The 19,948-nt window shown below is 50.5% G+C and carries 19 protein-coding genes; 8 read left to right on the top strand and 11 right to left on the bottom strand.

Translation table 11 applies throughout. The features are described from left to right. Positions 1-32: 32 nt before the first annotated feature. Positions 33-899, bottom strand: coding sequence for an AraC family transcriptional regulator (locus tag KXU80_RS13635; protein WP_219838738.1), 867 nt, complete (start codon positions 897-899; stop codon positions 33-35). Positions 900-1,064: 165 nt separating this feature from the next. Here KXU80_RS13635 and KXU80_RS13630 point away from each other — a divergent pair, with 165 nt between their 5' ends. Genes KXU80_RS13630 through KXU80_RS13615 form a run of 4 tightly spaced genes read left to right on the top strand, consistent with a single transcriptional unit; the run spans position 1,065 to position 6,087 of the window. Beyond that, the gene (locus KXU80_RS13630) at positions 1,065-2,549 is read left to right on the top strand and encodes a tagaturonate reductase (RefSeq protein ID WP_219838737.1); all 1,485 of its coding nucleotides are present in this window, start codon (positions 1,065-1,067) and stop codon (positions 2,547-2,549) included. Next, on the top strand, positions 2,546-4,060 hold the full coding sequence (locus KXU80_RS13625) for a UxaA family hydrolase (RefSeq protein WP_219838736.1): 1,515 nt from the start codon (positions 2,546-2,548) through the stop codon (positions 4,058-4,060). The genes KXU80_RS13630 and KXU80_RS13625 overlap by 4 nt, the downstream gene beginning before the upstream one ends. A gap of 43 nt (positions 4,061-4,103) precedes the next feature. Then, positions 4,104-5,048: an aldo/keto reductase gene (locus KXU80_RS13620; RefSeq protein WP_219838735.1), complete on the top strand. Its 945-nt coding sequence runs from the start codon at positions 4,104-4,106 to the stop codon at positions 5,046-5,048. Between the two features lie 19 nt (positions 5,049-5,067). After that, complete coding sequence (locus KXU80_RS13615) at positions 5,068-6,087, top strand: zinc-binding alcohol dehydrogenase family protein (protein ID WP_219838734.1); 1,020 nt, start codon at positions 5,068-5,070, stop codon at positions 6,085-6,087. A gap of 164 nt (positions 6,088-6,251) precedes the next feature. Here KXU80_RS13615 and KXU80_RS13610 read toward each other — a convergent pair whose 3' ends face one another. The 5 genes from KXU80_RS13610 to KXU80_RS13590 form a co-directional block, all read right to left on the bottom strand. Then, positions 6,252-7,208: an alpha/beta hydrolase gene (locus KXU80_RS13610; RefSeq protein WP_219838733.1), complete on the bottom strand. Its 957-nt coding sequence runs from the start codon at positions 7,206-7,208 to the stop codon at positions 6,252-6,254. Positions 7,209-7,301: 93 nt separating this feature from the next. Further along, complete coding sequence (locus tag KXU80_RS13605) at positions 7,302-8,036, bottom strand: alpha/beta hydrolase (protein WP_219838732.1); 735 nt, start codon at positions 8,034-8,036, stop codon at positions 7,302-7,304. 4 nt (positions 8,037-8,040) lie between these two features. Beyond that, entirely contained in the window at positions 8,041-8,634 is a 594-nt protein-coding gene (locus KXU80_RS13600) for a hydrolase (RefSeq protein WP_374987788.1), read from the bottom strand. Positions 8,635-9,144: 510 nt separating this feature from the next. Then, positions 9,145-9,264, bottom strand: coding sequence for a helix-turn-helix domain-containing protein (locus KXU80_RS28460; RefSeq protein WP_374987769.1), 120 nt, complete (start codon positions 9,262-9,264; stop codon positions 9,145-9,147). 57 nt (positions 9,265-9,321) lie between these two features. Beyond that, positions 9,322-10,392: a response regulator gene (locus tag KXU80_RS13590; RefSeq protein ID WP_258171458.1), complete on the bottom strand. Its 1,071-nt coding sequence runs from the start codon at positions 10,390-10,392 to the stop codon at positions 9,322-9,324. Positions 10,393-10,707: 315 nt separating this feature from the next. Here KXU80_RS13590 and KXU80_RS13585 point away from each other — a divergent pair, with 315 nt between their 5' ends. The 4 genes from KXU80_RS13585 to KXU80_RS13570 all read left to right on the top strand — a co-directional run bounded on the left by KXU80_RS13585 (position 10,708) and on the right by KXU80_RS13570 (position 14,214). Then, positions 10,708-11,130, top strand: a complete 423-nt coding sequence (locus tag KXU80_RS13585) for a DUF1641 domain-containing protein (RefSeq protein ID WP_219838729.1) — start codon at positions 10,708-10,710, stop codon at positions 11,128-11,130. A gap of 18 nt (positions 11,131-11,148) precedes the next feature. After that, positions 11,149-12,327 carry an NAD(P)/FAD-dependent oxidoreductase gene (locus KXU80_RS13580; protein ID WP_219838728.1) on the top strand — a complete coding sequence of 393 codons (1,179 nt, stop codon included), beginning with the start codon at positions 11,149-11,151 and terminating at the stop codon, positions 12,325-12,327. Positions 12,328-12,659: 332 nt separating this feature from the next. Then, positions 12,660-13,421 (top strand): IclR family transcriptional regulator, encoded by a 762-nt coding sequence (locus tag KXU80_RS13575; RefSeq protein WP_219838727.1) that lies wholly within the window; start codon positions 12,660-12,662, stop codon positions 13,419-13,421. Positions 13,422-13,650: 229 nt separating this feature from the next. Then, the gene (locus KXU80_RS13570) at positions 13,651-14,214 is read left to right on the top strand and encodes a YjgB family protein (protein WP_219838726.1); all 564 of its coding nucleotides are present in this window, start codon (positions 13,651-13,653) and stop codon (positions 14,212-14,214) included. Between the two features lie 199 nt (positions 14,215-14,413). On the opposite strand, the gene KXU80_RS13565 is transcribed toward KXU80_RS13570, so the two are convergent. From KXU80_RS13565 to KXU80_RS13545, 5 genes are all read right to left on the bottom strand, one after another. Then, positions 14,414-15,505, bottom strand: coding sequence for an LLM class flavin-dependent oxidoreductase (locus tag KXU80_RS13565; RefSeq protein WP_219838725.1), 1,092 nt, complete (start codon positions 15,503-15,505; stop codon positions 14,414-14,416). 49 nt (positions 15,506-15,554) lie between these two features. Then, positions 15,555-15,923, bottom strand: coding sequence for a DoxX family protein (locus tag KXU80_RS13560; protein WP_219838724.1), 369 nt, complete (start codon positions 15,921-15,923; stop codon positions 15,555-15,557). Positions 15,924-16,225: 302 nt separating this feature from the next. Next, the gene (locus tag KXU80_RS13555) at positions 16,226-17,281 is read right to left on the bottom strand and encodes a Ger(x)C family spore germination protein (RefSeq protein ID WP_219838723.1); all 1,056 of its coding nucleotides are present in this window, start codon (positions 17,279-17,281) and stop codon (positions 16,226-16,228) included. A gap of 2 nt (positions 17,282-17,283) precedes the next feature. Continuing rightward, a complete protein-coding gene (locus KXU80_RS13550; protein WP_219838722.1) occupies positions 17,284-18,375 on the bottom strand; it encodes a GerAB/ArcD/ProY family transporter in 1,092 nt (363 codons plus the stop codon). After that, entirely contained in the window at positions 18,376-19,689 is a 1,314-nt protein-coding gene (locus KXU80_RS13545; protein WP_219838721.1) for a spore germination protein, read from the bottom strand. Between the last annotated feature and the right edge of the window lie 259 nt (positions 19,690-19,948).

Raw genomic sequence — 19,948 nt, 5'->3', positions numbered from 1 at the left:
TCGAAAAATGAATTTGAGCCATTGCTTCTTTTTTAATGTAATTTCTCCTTAAGGCGGTAGGACCGCGGCGTCATGCCTGCTAACTTCTTGAACGCTTCATAGAAATGCGGCAGGCCCTGGAATCCGCAGATTAACGCGATCGTTTCGATATTGTCATCCGTTGTGCGAAGTAATTCCTTAGCGCGAATGATTCGCTTCGCATTCACGTAGTCGGTCAGGTTCATGCCTGTGAGCTGCTTAAATACGCGGGAGAAATGTGCGGAGCTTACGCATGCCTTGGCCGACAGTTCGCGGAGTCCACCGCATTGAACGGGATCACGAACGATACGCTGCAGTGCTTCATGGATCCACTGCGGACCCATCCCTGCTAGTGAGGAAGCAGCGTCTTTCGTAAAAGGAAGGCGGCTAATGCCAAGCAGCAGCGTCTGTAAATGGAGCTTTACTGCATGCCGATGGCCGATTTCCTTCCCGGCCCATTCATCAGCCATCGCTTCGATCCATGTTTCGATTTGCCTGCTAGATTCACTAGGCAGCTCGATTTTATAGCGCTTGAATTTATGCGCGATATCAAAGCAGCTCAGCGGATCGTGCCCGTCGTCTAACGATTCTGCTTGTGCGAAGGATGGAGCAAAGAATATAGCGGTGGAAATAATAGGATCGTTAGTAGAAGGAAAGGCGCGATGAACGGTATTGCCCGGTATGATGAATAAGTCTCCGGCTTCTTTCTCGTAAAGCGCATCGTCAATAAAAAAGGTGCCTCTCCCGGCGTGAACATAGACCACCTCGTACATGTCATGCAAATGATCGGGCAGTTCGGTTTCTGAATATCGAATGCCTTTATAGACGAGTTCGAATGGGAAAACGGGATCCAATTGAAAGGGCTTACGAATCGGATGCATGTACATGGCTCCTATCGAATGCTTTTGATGCTACAATATCAAATTTCGGAATAAAATTGCAACAATACGTTATTTTATTATCCATTTATAGATGTAAAATGAGAAGCATATGACGCTGCAAAGAGCACGGATATTCAGAGACAAGCCAAAGGAGTTTTGTCGATTATGAATAGGTCACCGTTGAACCGGCATGTATTGACAAGGGAACAGAAGCTTTGTTTGGAGGGCGCTAAGGAAAGTCCGGTTACTGTACTACAAATTGGCGAAGGTAATTTTTTGAGGGGCTTCGTCGATTGGATGCTCCAAGTCAGCAGGGAGCAGGGCAAGTTCGCCGGAGGCGTTGCCGTTATCCAGCCAAGACCATCCGGAAAACACAACATCGAAACATTGGCTGCACAGGATGGACTTTATACGCTTGTCGTCCGCGGATTGGAGGGCGGCCAAATTGTTGATCAAGCATCCCTTGTTTCCGTGTTTACCGACGTTTTTAATCCTTATGAGCAATGGAACCGTTTAATCGCACTGGCGACTAGCGATTCGCTGCAATTCGTCATCTCGAATACGACGGAAGCAGGCATCGTCTACAAACCCGAGCCGCTGACAGACGGTCCGATCGCCTCGTTTCCTGGGAAAATCGCATTTTTGCTGCATCGCCGCTACTTAGCGTTAGGCGGAGCGCCGGATAAAGGTTTAATCTTTCTGCCGTGCGAGCTTCTGGAAAGAAACGGTGATGCTCTACGTGACATCGTCATTCAATATAGCGAGGATTGGGGCTTCCCGGATGCATTTATCCAATGGCTGCGTTCGAGTAATCGTTTCTTAAACTCGCTTGTCGATCGCATTGTCACGGGTTATCCAAGTGAAGATCAAGCGCAGGCATGGTTCGATGAGTGGGGCTATACGGACGGCATGTTGACGGTCGCGGAGCCGTACCACTTGTGGGCAATCGAAGGCGAAGTGGAATTGGATGAGCAATTGCCTCTTCAACAGGCAGGGCTTAATGTACATTGGACGGATAATCTTCGTCCCTATCAGCAGCGGAAGGTTCGGATTCTGAATGCCGCTCATACTTGGATGGCGCCGATCGGTATTCTGAATGGCATTGAACACGTTCGGGAAATCATGGAACACCGCGTTTATGGGCAAGAGATTCAGACGTTGGTGAGAGCTGAAATCCTGCCTTCTCTTCCTTACCCGACAGAGGAGATGAATAGGTACGCGGATACGGTGTTCGATCGATTCAACAATCCGTTCATCCGGCATCGACTGGCAGACATTGCGATGAATAGCTTGGCCAAGTTTAAAGTACGCCTGCTCCCTTCGTTGAAGCACTATGCGCTGCTCGGGCAAGAGCCGCCTGAGATTCTCGCGTCAGGTTTGGCAGCGCTTCTCAGATATTACGCTGTTCGTCGTACGGCGGCTGGATTCGAAGGCAGCAATCTCCACGGCCGAACGTATCTCGTACGAGACGATGTTGATTCTTTGAACCGAATGGCGGACATTTGGGAGCGAGGCGGAACATTGCAGAACATTGCAGTGCTGCTGCTGAAACAAACGGAGCTTTGGGGCGAAGATTTAACCGAATGGCGGGGACTGGAAGAAGCCGTTTGCATGGCATGGACGAAGTGGGAAGGAGGAGGCGAGCGATGAAGCCTTGGGTTCGTTTGTCGCCTGACGATCAAGTTATCGTTGCCCTCGAACCAATAGCAGCAGGCGAGAAGCTGATGCTGGAGGACGGGACTTCTATTACCGTGACGGAAGAAGTTGGGCGAGGTCACAAAATCGCTGCCGCAGCGATCCTCTCCGGAGATGACGTGCGTAAATTCGGGTATTCCATCGGGAAAGCCATTGTCGAGATAACGCCAGGCACTTGGGTCCATACGCATAATCTGAAAACCGGATTAGACGGGATATTAGACTATCGATATGATCCGGTGGATCAAACCCTGCATTCAAAAGAAGCCGCATTCGCAGCATCCGGTGATTCTATCCGTACATTTAGCGGCTACGAGAGGCCCAATGGGGAAGTCGGCATTCGCAACGAAATTTGGATCATTAACACGGTGGGATGTATCAATAAAACATGCGAGTTACTGGCCAAAAGCGGGCAGACCTTATTTGGCGACAAAGTAGACGGCGTATTTCACTTTGCACATCCGTTTGGATGCTCCCAGCTGGGGGATGATCTTCAGCATACCCAAAAGCTGCTGGCTTCTCTAGTTCATCACCCGAATGCCGCGGGCGTGCTGGTCGTTGGCCTCGGATGCGAGAACAATCAGATCGAATCGTTCAAGACCGTGATTGGAGACTACGACCCGCAGAGAGTCAAATTCTTGAAATCCCAGGAATCGGAAGATGAGTTGGCGGAAGGAATAAAGCTAATCGGCGAATTGGTCGACTATGCGGAAACCTTCTCGAGAAAGCCGCTTCCGGTATCCAAATTAAAGATTGGGCTAAAATGCGGCGGATCGGACGGCTTGTCCGGCATTACGGCGAACCCGCTCGTCGGCGCTGTATCAGATCGGCTTATAGCGGCAGGAGGCACGGCACTCCTGACGGAAGTTCCCGAGATGTTCGGAGCGGAAACGATTCTCATGAATCGTGCATGCGATGAAGAAGTATTCAATCGAATCGTCTTGCTCATTAACGATTTTAAGCACTATTTTATAAGGCATAATCAACCCGTATACGAAAACCCTTCCCCAGGCAACAAGGCAGGGGGGATAAGCACGCTGGAGGAGAAGTCGCTCGGCTGCACCCAAAAGGGAGGGCGCGCACGCATTGCTGACGTGCTGCCATATGGCGAAAGAGCCGCGAAGACCGGGCTGAATTTGTTGAATTCGCCGGGAAATGATTTGATTTCAGTGACGGCGCTTACCGCGGCGGGCGCACATATCGTCTTCTTCACCACGGGTAGAGGAACACCATTCGGAGGGCCGGTCCCAACCGTGAAAATTTCGACGAACACCGAGCTGGCTAAGCGTAAAAAGAACTGGATTGACTATAATGCCGGGGTACTCCTCGAAGGAACGTCCATGGACGAAATGACGAATGGCTTGTGGGAGTCCATGATCGCGATCGCTTCGGGTGAGGCGCGGACACATAATGAGAATAACGGATATAAAGAAATCGCGATTTTCAAGGATGGGGTAACCTTATGACCGCTAGCGGAATCCATTTGCCGGTAAAGAACGGAGTGATTGCATGAAGTATCGCAAGTTGGGAAAGACCGATATGGAAGTTTCCAATCTTAGTTTCGGTGCATCTTCGCTAGGTTCCGTTTTCCGCGAGACGGATGATGCGGAAGGGATCCGCACGGTGCACGCTGCATTGGACCTCGGCATCAATTTTATTGACGTTTCTCCGTATTACGGGGCTGCCAAAGCCGAAACCGTGTTGGGCAGAGCTATTGGTCAAACCTCGCGGGATCGATTTTATTTGTCTACCAAGGCCGGGCGTTACGGCGCCGATACGTTCGATTTTTCCGGTGCTCGAATCGCAGCCAGTTTGGAAGAGAGCCTGCGCAGGCTTCAAACGGAGTATGTCGATATTTTGTTCCTTCACGATATCGAATTCATTCAACCGGAAATCATTGTAGAGGAAGCTCTTCCTGCATTAGAGAGATTAAAGCAGCAAGGCAAAATACGATATTCAGGCATTTGCGGCTTGCCATTGGCCTTATTCGAACAACTGCTGCCGGTCATTGAAGTCGATGCAATCATCTCCTATTGCCATTATGCTTTAAACGATACCTCCTTGCTAAGTCTTCTCCCGCTGCTAGAAGCAAGGGGGATTGGACTCGTCAATGCTTCCCCTTTATCTATGGGACTTCTGAGCACGCGCGGCACGCCTGATTGGCATCCTGCAAGCGAAGCGTTGAAAAAGGCATGTCTTGAGGCAGCTCGATTCGTTGAAAGCCAAGGCCAAGACATGGCAAAGCTTGCGATTCAATTCTCGACCCGAGATGAACGGATTCCGACAACGTTGGTCAGTACGGCGAATCCCGAAAATATAATAAGGAATATTGAGTGGTCGGAAGAGCACTTGGACATGGCGTTATTGAACGAGGTGCTCGGCCGACTTGCTGCCGTACAGAACCAAACGTGGATAAGCGGATTGCCGCGGTACAATGAGAATATTAGGGTCTAAACGAAAAGAGGTCTGCGAAATGAAAGGGATTATATGCGAGAAAATTGAAGCGTTCCGTATGACTAGTGAATTGCAAGAACCCGAACTTACCGATGGACACGCAATCGTGAGCATACGACGAATTGGTATTTGCGGAACGGATTATCACGCTTTTAAAGGTAACCAGCCCTTCTTTCAATATCCGCGCGTATTGGGTCACGAGCTTTCCGGCGTCATTGAAAGGATTGGCACGAATAATGCTGGATTTGAAGTCGGTGATCAGGTTTCCATTATTCCCTACATGCATTGCGGGAAATGTCTTGCATGTTCCCAAGGAAAGACCAATTGCTGTATGGACATGAAGGTACTTGGCGTGCATATCGACGGGGGGATGCGGGAGCGCATTGCGGTTCCTGTCACGCATTTAATCGAAGCCAATGATCTGACGTTGGACGAGGCGGCGATCGTGGAGCCGCTGGCCATTGGTGCGCATGCCGTTCGTAGAGCTGATGTTTCAGCTTCGGATACGGTTCTTGTCATCGGGTCCGGGCCGATCGGTCTAGGCGTTATGGCATTTGCCAAACATACGGGAGCCCGGGTCATTGCCATGGATATCAACGAGGAACGACTTGCTTTCTGCAAATCCTGGGCTAAAGTGGACCATACGGTTAATGCTCTGGAGTCCGATGTAAAGCAGCGTCTGTCGGCTATCACGAACGGCCAGTTTCCAGCTGCCGTATTCGATGCAACGGGGAATGCGGCCTCAATGACCAGAGCGTTTGAACTGGTCTCTCACGGCGGGAAACTGGTTTTCGTCGGGCTTGTTAAGGGCGATATTTCTTTTTCGGATCCTGAATTCCATAAGCGTGAATTGACGCTCATGGGCAGCCGGAACGCAGCAATCTCTGATTTCAATCACGTTTTGCACGTATTGCGCAGCCGTGAGCTGGATATAAACCGATATATTACGCATCGTTCATCCTTTGACGAGATGATTGAAGCGTTTGATGGTTGGTTAAAGCCGGAGGCCAAGGTTATAAAAGCGATCTTAGAACTATAATACGTGGTTAAATCCGGAATTTGTGCATGTGTGCGAAATGCATATGAATTGAATAAGATGATAAAGCCGCTAAATCCATGATTTAGCGGCTATCGTATTTATTTTCACAAATGCCAAGTGGGAAGATTACGAGCCATACCCTAACTAAGACGATTTGCCCACGGCTATTGTTTCAGCCAAGCGTTGGCCAGAAGGAGCGCGCCGCGTGTGGCGTTCGTATCCTTCAGCGCGTTCAGCATGACGAAGTCGTGAATGGTGCCCTGGAAGCGTACAGCCGTTACCGGCACGCCGGCTTCCCGCAGCTTGTTCGCATAGGCTTCGCCTTCATCCCGCAGAACGTCGGCTTCCCCCGTGATAATGAGTGCTTCGGGTAGTCCCTTCAACTGATCGATCGATGCGCGAAGAGGGGAGGCGTAAATTTCTTCTCTTTGCTTCGGATCGGACGTGTATTGCTCCCAGAACCAAGACATCCCGTCCCGGCGGAGGAAGTAGCCCGTCGCGAATTGCGAGTAAGATGGCGTGTCGAGGCCGGAGTCGGTTACCGGGTAGAACAGGAGCTGCCTGCTGATCTTAGGTCCGTTGCGATCTTTGGCCATGAGCGTAATAACCGCGGTCATATTGCCGCCTACGCTATCGCCCGCTACCGTAATGCGATCCGTGTCTAGCCCTTTGTTGCCGCCTTCGGCCGCAACCCATTGCAGCGCGGTATAGACCTCTTCGATGGCCACCGGATATTTCGATTCCGGCGACAGAGAGTAGTTCGTGAAGACGATGGCGGAATGGGAACCGACGGCCAGCTCGCGAATAAGGCGATCGTGCGTCAAATCGTTACCGAACACCCATCCTGCGCCATGCGTGTACAGAATGACGGGCAGCGTCTCCTTCGCGCCTTTCGGGCGAACGATCGTAAGCGACACGGTACCTTTAGGTCCGCCGTTGATCGTCAAGCGTTCCAAGTCGACGTCCGGCTTCACGATATCGCCCGATTGTACTTGGTCGACGACTTCGCGTCCTTTGACGGGACCGAGATCGAACAGGTAGGGCGGGTTGGCAGTGTCGGCGACGAATTGTCGCGCGGCAGGCTCTAGAACGACTTTGGAATCGTTATTTGGGGTTGTCATGATTAAATTCCTCCTCTTAATGTTTTAACCAAGCGTTGGCGAGCAGCATGGCGCCATTAGCGGATTCCGTATCCGCCAAAGCGTTTGACGTCATTAAGGTCTTCCGGCTTGCACGAATTTCTCGGCAATCATTTTCGGTTCTGTTTGGAAGGTCGTAAAGTGGTCTCCGTGGCCTTCAATGTAACGGAAGAAACCGAGATGGCTGGATTGGTTTGTATGCCAAGCATAATCGCCGTGCGGAAGTACGATATCTTCCGTCAGGTTAAGATAGCTTTTCGGAATTTGCAGACTGTAGAACTTTTTCAGATCGAGTTTTTGATATAAAGGGCCCGCAGGTTCCGGCGTAATCCGGCGGTACATCGCTTTCGCTTCTTCTAGGCTGGCCGTGTTTACGAAGGCATCGCGGAACAGCGGGAACGGAAGCATGATCGTGTTGTTTCCTGAAGCATCGGCCAGTTGTTTGAATGCTTCTTGGGCAGGCGGCGGAAGTTGATCGGATACGCTTTGTCCGTCCAGAGGAACAAAGGCGTTCGTAAAGACGAGACGGTCGATCCGGTTCGGGATTTGCTGGGCTACTGTTGCGACAACCGTACCGCCGAAGCTATGCCCGAGCAGTACGATATTTTTCAAATCTTTTTCCCTGATATAATCGACGACGGCAATCGTGATTTGCTCGTGGGTGACGTTTTTGTCTTTCAACTCTCCATGACCTGGATATTCCGGTACGTGAACGGTATGGCCTAGTTTGCGAAGCTCGTCAGCTACTTTTTCGAATTGGCTGACGTCACCCCAAGCGCCGTGAATGAGAACGAAGTTCAGTTTATCCATTTTATTATTTGCCTTCTCCGCCGCCGAACATCGAGCCTGCGTAGACTAAGCCCAAGCCGTATCCGCCGGCATGTTCTTTAGCGATGTCGATCACTTCTTTGTAGTGGGTTTGATCCTTCCAGTCGCGTTGAAGCTCGAGCATGTATTGCAGCCAAGTCATCGGTTTAGCGCCGGCTTGGATCATACGCTCGACAGCCATGTCGTGCGCTTCGTCGCTTACGCCGCCGGATGCATCGGAGATGAAGTAAACTTCAAAGCCTTGATCGAGAGCGGACAGAACCGGGTCAACCAAGCAAACTTCTGTCCAAAGACCCGCCATGACGATTTTCTTTTTGCCGTAGCTGTTGATTTTGTCGGTTACGTTTTTGTCTTCCCAAGGGTTCATCGTCGTGCGATCGATCGGTTTTAGGTCAGGGAACACGGCTTGCAGTTCCGGGAAAATCGGGCCGCTGAACGTTTTGGCGGAAACGGTCGTCAGAATCGTAGGCACTTTGAACGCTTTTGCCGCTTTTGCAAGGCCTTCCGTATTGTTGCGAACCGAATCAACGTCGTGGGATTTGAGTGCGAAAGCCATTTGAGGCTGGTGGTCGATGAACATCAGCGTATGATCGGTAGGCGTCAGCAATTGTTTGGCCGCTGCCGGTTTCGCGACCGGGCCTGCTTGTACTTCAGCCGCCGCTGCGTTAGCGGCGTGCGACGTTGTGCTCAGGATTGCAAAACCGGCACCGCCCGTTACCAAAGTAAATGCCATTGCACCTGCGGTTAATTTTTTTCTTAAGGATGTTTTCATACGAATTCGCTTCCCTTCATGGTGTAAGTTGTGCTGCTTCTGCTAGCATCCCCAGTATAGTAGATGATCTTACGGTTTTCGGTACAATATATTAACCTCTTATAGTGAGATATTGACAAGTTAATACTTGTAAATCAGCAGGAAAGGGCCGCTCGCGGCGAGAGACATGCTGCCATTTATGAAATCGGAAGGCATAAAAATGCGCACAGCTGCTTCCCTTTTGCAAGAGGGAGCAGCTGTGCGTTAATGCATACCTATTCAGGAAATGGCGGGAGAGTGGAGGAGCTGGCTGGGAATTTGCGCCTCGCGAGTTCAGGATTACTGCTTCAGGTCTTTCCGGTAATTTTGGGGCGTGCAGCCGGTCGTTTTCTTGAACACCTTGCTAAAATATTTCATATCCGCATATCCTACCATTTCGGCGATATGTGAGATTTTCAAGCATGGATTCGCCAAATACTGCTTGGCGTTGTCTATCCGGACTTGCTGCAAATAATCTCAAGCGTTTACGCCGAAATCTTGTTTAAAGCGCCTTGAGATGTACTCTCGGCTATAATGAAATTGATTCGAAAGATGCGTCAGCGATAAATCGGTAAAATAGTGCGTCTCTATGTATTGCTGAATCTCTGCCATCACATTCCGGTCCTGAGCATGTTCAAGGATATAAATTTGGTCGCGTGCCGGTTCGACATTGCGTTGATGGAGCGCGGCTTTAGCCTCAAGATAAGCTTGCTGAACTTCAGAGTGGAACCGTTTGTCAGAGCTGATCCCGAAGTCGAACCTGGCGCCGAGGGTATCGAACAAGCCTTTATTGATTTTTCTGATGACTTCCTCCACGCATTCCAAATGGTTCCAATGAAGAAGCACGATCTCATCCTCGCTTGACCAGTACCGGAAGGCAAACCCGGACAGTGTTCTTCGCAGAATCTCGTTGCACACGTTGGTGAGTGCAAAGAACAGCAGGTCCTGGTGCTTCACAAACTCTTGCCGGATCCCCTCGTCCATCTTCGCAAGGCTGAGTACCGAGCATCTGCACGTGTCCATAGCGCCGAATGCCGAGAATTCCCGTTGAATCTCGGATAATCGTTTGGGGTTATCGTCCGGGTGCTGAATCAATTCGGTGAACAGCTTCTCCCAATAAATCGGCCTGAGCAGGTTTACCTCGATGTTAACGCTGCACTGATACTTGCGCGAATCGGCTTCTTGTTTCCAAAGCAGAACGGCTTGCTTGACCGCTTTCTGAAGCTCTCTCTCGTTAATCGGTTTGAGCAGATAATCCAATCCTCCGGCCATCATCGAATGACGTATGAGCCGGTAATCATAATATCCGCTGATCACGATTGATTTGCTGCAAGGCGCATGTTTCTGGATCCAACTCAGCAGCTCAGTACCGTCCATTCCGGGCATCGTCATATCCGTAATAATGATTTCCGGCTTATGCTTCCGAATCACTTGAATGGCCGATTCACCGTCCGTTGCCTCAAATACCTCCCGAATGCCGTGCCTCTCCCATTCCACCAGCAGTCGAACGGCTTCCCGGACGTGCCGTTCGTCATCTACGATAAGCACCTTCAAATCGCGAATCCTCCTTCCGCCATGTTGATCGGAATGGCAACGCCGCGACCAATCCGCTGCCTTCATTTGGTTGCCGTCCCGAGGTCAATATATTCGACCGAACCTATCATTCCTATAATTTTATAGTTTAATAATTTGTTTGTATAGTATAATATATATGAACAATTATACGAAAGGGAGTGAAATACACGTGACAATCCACCATTTATAACCATTTATATTATTTTTAGTAAATATTATTTATTGTTAGATCAATTACGGTATTGAGAGTCGCCGGGTTCAGGAGAATAAACAAGGAGGAGCAATAATATGTTGGAGACTACCATTCAAAAGCAAGACGATTACGAATTGCAGGCAAAAAGGGCGGACTTTCTGGATCAATTGTTGAAGCCGGAATTCCAAGAGGCTTTGACGGCGCTGATCACTAACTTGCCGAAGACCGCCGAGCTGACGGTGCTGCTGACGAAGACGTACGACTTGGCGGCCCGAATAGCAGGCGATCGCGTGTTGATTCAGGACACGCTGGGCGGCATCAAGGAAGTCGTGAAGCCTATCGAGAAGAAAGTGAAGCATTTCGCGTCGTCTGCTATCGAGGCCCGCGAACGCGCGGAACAAGACGAGTCCACGATTGGCTTATTCGGCATGCTGAGACTGCTCAAAGATCCAGAACTGCAGCGGATGCTTCGCTTCGGTCAAGCGTATTTGGATATTCTGAGCGAGAGAAGAAAATAAGAAATAGGGGATGGGAACATGAGCAAGCAAATTTTAATTTTGGGTGCGGGTTATGGCGGCCTTCTTAGCGCGCTTTCCGCTCGCGAGCACTTTACGGCGGAGGAAGCGACGATTACGGTCATTAACCGGTACGAATCGCACGAAATCATTACCGAGCTTCATCGTCTGGCGGTAGGCAACGTCGCCGAGAAAGCCGTTTCTTTGCCGCTCGCACAGTTGTTTAAAGGCAAGGACATCAACGTGCGGATCGGCACGGTGTCCACGATCGATCCAGAAGGCCGCAAAGTCGTTCTGGACAATGGAACGTCATATGTTTACGATGCGCTCGTGCTCGCGCTGGGCAGCGAAACAAACTTCCACGGCATTCCAGGACTGGAGGAAAACAGCTTCACGCTGAAATCCGCCGCGGACGCGAAACGAATTTTCGCCCACGTCAAAGAAAAAATCGCCGCATACGCGAAATCGAAAAGCAAAGCCGACGCGACTTTCGTCATTGGCGGTGGTGGCTTGACGGGCGTCGAACTCATTGGCGAGCTGGCGGACGAGCTTCCAGGTATCTGTCATGCGCATGGCGTCGACTTCGCGGATGTGTCCTTGTACCTCGTCGAATCGAAAGCATCTATACTCTCGACGTACTCCTCGGAGCTGATTGGACGCGCGGTAACGAGTCTTGAAGCGCGCGGCGTTCAGTTCCTGACGGGGCTTAGGATCACGAAAGTGAACGGTTCAATGGTCAGTATGAGTGACGGCCGGAAGATCGAAGCGGGTACCCTCCTATGGACAGGCGGCGTACAAGGCAATGGGCTCGTGGCGAACTGCGGCATCGCAGTCGACCGCGGCTGGGCGACGGTCAACGAGTTCCTGCAATCCGTATCGCACCCGGACGTATTCCTCGCCGGCGACTGTGCCGTCGTCATCGGACCGGATGGGCATCCGTACCCGCCGACCGCTCAGCTGTCTTGGCAAATGGGCGAGCTCGTTGGAGGCAACCTGTTCGCTCAGTTCAAAGCTGCGAAAATGGCGGCGTTCGAGCCGGTTAACTCCGGTTCACTCGCCAGCTTGGGCCGCAAGGACGGCATCGGTTGGATCGGCGAAAGCGGCATCGAACTGAAAGGCATGCCGGCGTCTCTAATGAAAAAAGCGAGCGACGTGCGCTACTTGGCGCATATCGACGGCTTATTCTCGCTTGCTTACTAAGCCGCTTCGCTATTGCGCTCTGCCGGCTGAAAGAATCAAACGTGGATTAAAACGAGAAATGGCGGCGCAGGGATACTCCCTAACGCCGCCATTTGTTATTTGATTAAGGCGAGCTGCCTGCATGGTGAGCGAACTTGCTTTTGCCGGCAATGCATTTTGGCTTGGTTTGGAAAAACGTTGTTTATTTGATCTTTACGAGGGCAATAAAGTGTAAGAAGGAAATAAATCCGTGAATAGTCTACAAGAGTCTGTTACTATATTTCAAGAAATGAAATAGGAGAACCAGAATCGGGCGTAACGTATTTAACTATGCATGGAGGAGAAACAACCCAATGTCACAAGAAATAAAAGGGCAAGGGATCCAATCATTGGAGGTTGGGCTAGCGATTTTAAAAAAGATAGCTGTGGAAAAAAGACCACTTACGATAACGCATATTGCTCAAATTTGTGAAATGCCGAAAAGTAAAGTACACCATTATTTAACCAGCTTTTGCAGATCCGGTTTTTTACAAAAAGGTGAGGATTTAAAGTATACACTCGGATCAGAACTGGTTTTATTAGGCTTAGAAGCAGTTGATGCTATGGATATCAACGAGTTGGCGCTGCCCTATCTTCAAGAAATCAGTGATGCTTTAAATGAAACGGTGTATTTGTCGCTATGGGGAATGAATGGTCCGTTTTTCATCCGTTACATAGAAAGTAAGCGTGCGATAAAGATAGGCATTAGAGTGGGGTCACAAGTAAGCGTAACGAAGTCTTCGTCGGGGAAAGTTTTCGCGGCCTTTTTGCGAAATGAGGAAACAGAGGCCTTAATCAAAAAGGAACTCGAAGAAGATAAGATGGATTCGGAGTTATTCTATCAAGAACTTCAAGAAATAAGAGAAAAAGGATATGCCCAAAGTGATTCAACGCTGGCCCCAGGAGTAGCTGGAATTTCATGTCCTATTTTCAATCGAAACAATCAAATTATGGCTACCGTTTCAATCCTTGCTTTGAGTGGAACGCTGGACATTTCCGAAAACTCCGAAGCGATCCGTTTACTAAAAGAGAATTGTTTAAAATTGTCTATGCTGCTGCGGTTTAAAGGATACTGAGAAGTGGATTTTAGATAAACAAACAAGAGGAGCTGCCTCGGTGCTGTTCAGCCCGCTGCTAGCCTATATCGTCTACATTGTTGGTCACCATATGATCTCGATGGGGGTCGGGGAAGATGTACAAACAGAAATTTTCCAAGTTCACGCATATCTGACTCCAATAAAATGAAATAATAACGTAGTTGAGCAAATCCTGGCTCACAAATTCGAATACAGGAGGATTTTTGCTATGAACCAACTTCGTAAAGCCGCGCTTTCCGTGACGCTTTTCAGCCTTGTTTTTGCGTCCGGATTAACCGCTCAAGCCGATGCCCTACAAGCAGCAAAGCTGATGCGGCAAGCGACCAATAGCGATACGGCGATGGCGCTGAAGACGCTGAACAGCTTCTACAAGCCCGCGCTCCTTGGCCAGTTTCCAGGCTCGGTGAAGGGATTGAAAATAGGAGTAAGCACCCGTAAGGACGTCATCGCCAAGATCGGCAAACCGGACAAGCGAGGCGGGTTCGATGTATACCATGCGGAGATGGGGCATCCCGGTTACGCCATTGCCTACAAGAGGAACAAGATTCGGGAAATGCGTTACTTCGGGACCAATGTCGAACGGCAGACGAATATCGGCGGAATAACGAAGCGGATGCTTTTCCGGCAATGGGGCACTCCTTCCGGCACGGTCACGATCCGGAACGGATCCTTGGTGCAGCAGAAGATTACTTATAATCGCGGCAAATACAAACTCGCGTTTATCTTCAACAGCAGTACAAATCTCGACCATATTAATCTGCTGAAGCGTTAAACTCCTCATGAATCCAATGCAAATGCTCGGGCCGCTTCTTATAGAGCGGTCTTTTTGTAGTGAGCAAGATTTGATGATTTTCGACAATATCGGGATGCCTATTAAAAGCAGAGGTAAGAAAGCGGCTAGCCCGCTTGCTTCGCTTGCCTGGAAGCAAAAGTGCTAGCTGTCTCTCGAGCGGAGCGCGCGCACGAGGAGATTACCGCGCTTCTCGGCGGGCAATTTCTTGCCTGACGACGGGCGCTACCTTCACCGCCAGAAGCTCAATGGCTTTGGCAACCTGCGCGAAGGGCATCCCGCCGATATCTAGCTGCATGATAAACCGGCTGTGGCCGAACAGCTCGTGCTGATGCAAAATCTTCTCGATGACCTGCTGCGGACTTCCCACGGCCATGACCGTGCCCGGACCGGCCATCTGATCGAATGTATTCCGCGCGATGTGAGCGGCGCCGGTTCTTCGGCTTAAGAAGTGGCCCATGTAACGGCTGTAATAAGGATAGAATTCATTCATCGCCTGCTGCGAGGTGTCGCCGACATAGCCGTGACTCGTCACTGCAACCTTCAGTTTGTTCCTGTCATGTCCGGCCTGTACGCCTGCCTGCCGGTACAGATCCACTAGCGATTTCGCTTGCTCCGGCGTGCCGCCTAGCAGCGCGAGTGCCATGCCGAGGCCTAGCTTGCCTGCATTGACGGCGCTCCCCGGCGTACCGCCGACGCCAATCCAGAGTGGCAGTACCTGCTGCAGGGGACGGGGAGCGATTTCCGATCGGTCCAGCGAGCTCCGGAAGCTGCCGCTCCATGTGATCCGCTCTTGTTTGCCCAGCTGCAGCAGCAGATCGATTTTCTCGGCAAACAGCCGCTGATAATCATTGAGGTCGTAGCCGAACAGCGGGAAAGAATCCACGAACGCCCCTCGGCCCGCTATGATTTCGGCCCGTCCGCCCGAGATCAGGTCCAAGGTGGCGAAATCTTCGAACAGTCTCACGGGATCGACGGTGCTGAGCACCGTGGTCGCGCTTGTGAGCTTGATCTTCCGGGTCGCTTGCGCGATCGCGGCAAGCACGACCGGCGTGGAGGAGACGGCGAATTCCAAGGTATGATGCTCTCCCGCGCCGAAGACATCGAGCCCGGCATCGTCGGCTAATTGCGCTGCTTCAAAGATTTCCAGGAGCCGCTGCCGCGGAGAGACCGGAGCGCCATCAGGTCCTGAAAACAGGTCTCCGAACGTATATAATCCAAATTCAAATAGGGGCGAGGGCGAATTTGCTGCGGATAAGAAATGATGATTCATGATAGCACCTTCTTCTGTCTAGTCTAAGTTGCGCGTGGGTACGGACCGATTACGAGAACGGATGCTGGAAGCCGTCCGTGTTGTTGATAAGCAGAACGATTGCGATGATGCAAATGATAAGCGCGGGAAGCGTTTTGCCGAAAGAATCCTTAACCCGCACGTGCGACAGGACAGCGATCAGCATCATGATGGCAAACCAGAGTCCGGCCCATGCCAGGATGCCCGGGTACCAGAAGCCAACGGCAAGACCGGCAGCGCCGACCAATTGAAGGATACCGGTCACGGCGCGGAACCATTGAGGCAGTTCCAGATTCCTGAAGGCTTCGACTTGCGCCTTGACGCCGGCCGTGTTCATGATGCCGCCCATGAGGAAAACGAGAATCAACAGGACTTGCAAGATCAGATTTAATATGGACATGAATACCTCACTCCTTATTTGAGATGTTGTTCTGTACTTATTATTATTAGTCTCGGTACGTCTATTTGAGAAGTGGGCACATTTTTGTGGCCTTGTATCTTCTGCGCAACTAAACGGTATAGCCGTATTAAACAGGTCCTTCCTTATATTGGGGCCGCGAATCTAATGATAAAATACCCGGAGGGAACCTCGTTCTTTTCCGGCTGTACCAAGCCGGAGCAGTCAAAAACCCGCGAGCTTGCTCGCGGGTTTTTGATTTGTCGTTCCCTTTTGATAGTGTCTCTCCGGATGTGCGATCCTTATCAAGTCCGAGTTTTCAAGTTCCCGGTATTCCGGACGACAGTCTTCACCTCCAGATCGATTTGGATTCGGGGCAAATAATCCGACCGCCAGTTCGCCAGTTCTGCCCGGGTCAGATCGTTTCTGAAGTATTGTCCAAGTCCGAAAACATCGGCCTTGGACCGCTGTATGGTCGTGAACATCTGTTTGAAGCGCTGCAAAACAATGGTTTTCAGCTCCGATTTGATCACATCCGTGGACGGGTTTCCGCGGGTGTCGAGGAGAATAACCTTCAAATAAATGGTGCTCTTCAAATGCGGCTGTTCGCCTATGAAGTAGCCCCGGTTTCGGATGCGGCTGCTAACGATCTGAATCGTTCCGTGCCCCGTCACTTCGATTTTGCCTTGCGTGCTCAATCCGTTAAACACGTTATACAGCAGCGTTTGCTCATTGTTCAATTTACTGACCATTTTGCCGTTCTTCATGATCGCAGAGCCCGTGCTCTGAAGAATTGTCGTATCTCCGGATTTGATAAGCGGAATAGCGACATCATTGGTGTACGAATGGATGCTTCGGAAAATTTTCCACAGCTGCGTATACGCAATCTCAGGACTCCACCCCGCGTCTTTTTGAAAATAGTCATAGAGCGCCGTTCCGTCGTTTTTGGAAGTCGCATCGAGGCGTTCAAAAAATCGATCGAGCGGCTCGTCGCTGATGACGAAGGTCGTTTTGGGAGCGATATGCCCTGAGCGGATCAGGCTCTCGACGGCTTCGTTTAGTCCGAACGAAGCGAACGTTCTATCGACGACGATGACTTTCAAATGCAGGAGATCCACTTGGCTTTCCATATTCATACTAATATGGTCGATGACTTCGCTGATGGACTCCCCGGTGGCTGCGATGATTTGAATGCCATTGTCGTGTTCGCTTACACGGGGGATATCCAGGTACACGGTATAATTCCCGTGCTTGTACGAGATCCCCATCGCCACCGGCAGCGCCCGGTGATTGATATCTTTATTGTCCCAGCAGCCGCTGAGCAGGACCAGAGCGGTAAGGGCGGCGATGCATTTCAGCATGGTCACTTCAACTCTCGATTCATCTGACGTATGTAGGAGCGGCCGGCAATGAGCGCAATGGGCGGAATCGTAAGCGCCACATACCCTCTTAGATAAGAATTCAGCTGATAAGCATGATCGACTATTTTCCAGTCCGGAATACTTAAGCAAACGCTGAAAGAAACGACGACGATCACAGGCATGAGATACAATGGCCGTATGTCTTTGATGCTTTGACGAATGACCGTTTGAAGGCACCAGAACGTTACAGCGATAAACATCATGGAGAACGCCATCAAGCTGAGCAGCATGAAGACGGTTATCCGATCAAACATCAGCCAGTCGATTTCAATGGTATCTACCGTGAACGTATAGGGGAATTCGAGCTGCCGTGCCGTTTCTTGTCCTAGGGTCAAGATCGGAATATAGACGGAGAACAGATATAGCGGCAATAGCATAAAGCTGCTTTTAATTATCGTTTTGGGCTTATAAGGCACGCTGGAAGGAATGAAACCAAGAAAGAGGAAGCCGGCCGTAAATACAAATATGCTTTTGTAGTAGGCAGGGTGAAGCAGGAACGAGAACATATGCGAACTGGTAGGGAGAAGCGGCAGCGCGTAACGAAAGTCCACATGTTGAAACGAATTGATCAGCACAAACAGAATCGGGAGGATAAACAGGATGGCGAGCAATAAAGACGTTCGCATCAGTCCCTTGGCACCTCCATGAAGCGCCATATACGCGGGAATGATGAGCAGCAGCAGCATCAGCACCCAGAGCGGCGTATTGGACAGGAAGATGATCGAGATAATTTCGGCATAAGATCGAACGGTCAGGATAATGTTGACGAACAGGTAAACAGATACGGGAAAGAGGGCAGCCCAAGCAAGCCCTTTGTTCTTGTTCATAAGGACGGTAATGAGATTCTGTCCCTTCATGAGGCTGATTCCCTTCATGTAAACGGAAATGATCGTCAGATGGAACAGGAAACCAACCATGATCGGCAGCCAGTGCGCTTCCTTGGTGCTCTCAATGACATCGGCAGGGTAGGAGTAAAACATCAATCCCATATGCGTAATCACGTAGGCTACGGCGACATGCATATTTTTAGTCATCTAATCACCTTTGGGTTTTAATTGCAAATAAGGAACGTCTAGTGTCCGAACACTGCTTAAATAGGCAACGATGATCACGAGGCCCGATAAAAGGCCGAGAACGCCGAAGATCGTCGATAGAAACAAGAGCAAATATTTAAACAGGCGGATGGTGAGGGAGTTCTGATAGCCAACGACGGTTGCATTGGCGATCGTGACGGCAGCAAGGACGATAATGAGCAAATTGCTCACCAGCTTGGCCGTCACGACCGCTTGTCCAAGTACGATACCGCCGACCATCGTGACCGTAGGTCCGATGCTGGAGGGGAGCCGAATAATCGCCTCCATGATTAATTCCAAGACGAAGAGCAAAATCAACGTTTCGACGATGGCGGGGTAAGGTACGTCCAGGCGGCTCATCGCGATCGAATGGGCCAGCTCGAACTGAAGCACGTCCGGATTGACGGAGACCAGCGCAACGTAGAGACCCGGGAAAATCAGCGTGGTGATCAAGCCGATCAGACGGATCGCGCGGAACAAGAACATATAGACGGCCGGGTGATTCATATCGTCTTCCGTCACGAGCATGTCCGTTATGAGGCTCGGTACGACCAAGGCAAACGGAAACCGTTCTACAAACAGTACAATCTTTCCGGAACGCAAGGCACGCGATGCATTTTGGGGCAATTCGGTCGCGTTATACCTGGAAACGAGTGATAATTTCGGAAACTTCAAAATATTCGATAGATCCTGTAAATTGGCGACGCCCTGGTTTAATTGCGATTCCAGCTTCTCGGTCAAGGCTTGCAGCATTTTAGGTTCCACGCTGCCCTTCATATAGGACACAATGACCCGGCTCTTGACCGTACTTCCGAACGTATAGGTGGTGAGTCCAAGATCATGCGTGTTGAACTGCTTGCGGAGAAGGCCGATGTTGGTGTCGATATCCTCATTGAAAGACGTGCCCGAGCCCCGGATGTTATTTTCCATGAGCGGCGTGGATAAGGAACGGCTGAGCTGATTTCGAATGGGATAAAGGCACAGACATCGATTAGAGCCTTCGTCGATGACGACAAGCATGCCGTTCAGGATTTCCGCGCAGGCTTTATCTTCGTCATCCGGCTTCAGCTCGTATCCAAGCCCAAGCAGCGCGTCCATTACGCTTGGTCCCGATTCCGCGGTGCCGAGCGACTGCATACGCAGCAAGTCGACGCTCTGCGGGAAGTCGATCAGTGACCGAAGCCCGCATACGAAGAGCGAGGCGTCACGAATCACGACCCGCTGGCCGAACAGATCGCCGGTTCGCGAGAAGCGATGCTTCACTTGTTCAATCATTGGACACCATCAACCTCCATTCTGCAAAATAGCAACGTAATAACAAATTATTTCCATATTCATTGTCGTTATTCGACGCCGGGGCGAGAAAAGGGGGGCATCATGCCTGTATAAACGGATCAAAAGTACCGCAAATCCGTACTGGAGTAGAGCTTGAGTATTGGGATAATACGATTTGGCTAGAAAAAAATAAGCCTACCGACATATTTCGACGAATTGCGAGTCGTATTTGATGCTATAATTCTCCATAGTTATTTAA

It is taken from the genome of Paenibacillus sp. R14(2021) (assembly GCF_019431355.1).
GTDB lineage: Bacteria > Bacillota > Bacilli > Paenibacillales > Paenibacillaceae > Paenibacillus_Z.
This window is presented reverse-complemented; position numbering and strand designations above follow the sequence as displayed.

What these genes read in the sequence shown, in the direction of transcription:
- KXU80_RS13560 (WP_219838724.1), bottom strand. Translation starts at nt 15,923, where the DNA reads ATGTCCATATTAAATCTGATCTTGCAAGTCCTGTTGATTCTCGTTTTC.
- KXU80_RS13545 (WP_219838721.1), bottom strand. Translation starts at nt 19,689, where the DNA reads ATGATTGAACAAGTGAAGCATCGCTTCTCGCGAACCGGCGATCTGTTC.
- KXU80_RS13605 (WP_219838732.1), bottom strand. Translation starts at nt 8,036, where the DNA reads ATGGATAAACTGAACTTCGTTCTCATTCACGGCGCTTGGGGTGACGTC.
- KXU80_RS13625 (WP_219838736.1), top strand. Translation starts at nt 2,546, where the DNA reads ATGAAGCCTTGGGTTCGTTTGTCGCCTGACGATCAAGTTATCGTTGCC.
- KXU80_RS13615 (WP_219838734.1), top strand. Translation starts at nt 5,068, where the DNA reads ATGAAAGGGATTATATGCGAGAAAATTGAAGCGTTCCGTATGACTAGT.
- KXU80_RS13565 (WP_219838725.1), bottom strand. Translation starts at nt 15,505, where the DNA reads ATGAATCATCATTTCTTATCCGCAGCAAATTCGCCCTCGCCCCTATTT.
- KXU80_RS13570 (WP_219838726.1), top strand. Translation starts at nt 13,651, where the DNA reads ATGAACCAACTTCGTAAAGCCGCGCTTTCCGTGACGCTTTTCAGCCTT.
- KXU80_RS13610 (WP_219838733.1), bottom strand. Translation starts at nt 7,208, where the DNA reads ATGACAACCCCAAATAACGATTCCAAAGTCGTTCTAGAGCCTGCCGCG.
- KXU80_RS13575 (WP_219838727.1), top strand. Translation starts at nt 12,660, where the DNA reads ATGTCACAAGAAATAAAAGGGCAAGGGATCCAATCATTGGAGGTTGGG.
- KXU80_RS13555 (WP_219838723.1), bottom strand. Translation starts at nt 17,281, where the DNA reads ATGCTGAAATGCATCGCCGCCCTTACCGCTCTGGTCCTGCTCAGCGGC.
- KXU80_RS13630 (WP_219838737.1), top strand. Translation starts at nt 1,065, where the DNA reads ATGAATAGGTCACCGTTGAACCGGCATGTATTGACAAGGGAACAGAAG.
- KXU80_RS13635 (WP_219838738.1), bottom strand. Translation starts at nt 899, where the DNA reads ATGCATCCGATTCGTAAGCCCTTTCAATTGGATCCCGTTTTCCCATTC.
- KXU80_RS13550 (WP_219838722.1), bottom strand. Translation starts at nt 18,375, where the DNA reads ATGACTAAAAATATGCATGTCGCCGTAGCCTACGTGATTACGCATATG.
- KXU80_RS13580 (WP_219838728.1), top strand. Translation starts at nt 11,149, where the DNA reads ATGAGCAAGCAAATTTTAATTTTGGGTGCGGGTTATGGCGGCCTTCTT.
- KXU80_RS13620 (WP_219838735.1), top strand. Translation starts at nt 4,104, where the DNA reads ATGAAGTATCGCAAGTTGGGAAAGACCGATATGGAAGTTTCCAATCTT.
- KXU80_RS13585 (WP_219838729.1), top strand. Translation starts at nt 10,708, where the DNA reads ATGTTGGAGACTACCATTCAAAAGCAAGACGATTACGAATTGCAGGCA.
- KXU80_RS13600 (WP_374987788.1), bottom strand. Translation starts at nt 8,634, where the DNA reads ATGTTCATCGACCACCAGCCTCAAATGGCTTTCGCACTCAAATCCCAC.